This window comes from Vibrio sp. 10N.222.49.C9 (assembly GCF_041474985.1).
GTDB lineage: Bacteria > Pseudomonadota > Gammaproteobacteria > Enterobacterales > Vibrionaceae > Vibrio > Vibrio crassostreae_C.
This window is the reverse complement of record NZ_JBFRVD010000897.1, coordinates 1-391: the sequence shown is the minus strand read 5'-3', so window position 1 is coordinate 391 and position 391 is coordinate 1. Positions and strand designations below refer to the sequence as shown.

1 protein-coding gene is annotated in these 391 nt (G+C 49.4%); it reads right to left on the bottom strand.

The window, feature by feature from the left end:
* A partial coding sequence (locus AB4585_RS26125; protein WP_372171670.1) for a gamma-glutamyltransferase occupies nucleotides 1-391 on the bottom strand: 391 nt, incomplete at both ends.

Below are 391 nucleotides of genomic sequence, written 5' to 3'. Positions count from 1 at the left end.
CTGCCACCGATTGAGCGAGGGTTTTACCCTGATAAAGATAGCGACTGAATAGGCAGGCTTGAGTTTGTGGTTGGCCTTCACCGCCCATGGTTCCATACACCATGCGCCTGCCATCATTAAGCTCGACATAAGCTGGGTTAAGAGTGTGAAATGGCTTCTTTCCAGGCTGTAAGGCATTGTGGTGTGAAGGATCAAGAGAAAAGCTTTGGCTACGTATATTCCACAGGATTCCCGTCTCTGGCAGTACGACACCTGAGCCAAATTCCCAGTAAATACTTTGAATAAAACTCACCATAGTGCCGTATTGATCCGTCGCCCCCATCCATATGGTATCGCCCGGTTTGGCAACGTGAGGCCAAGGCTGTGCTTGCGTTGCAGAAATGTTCGATAC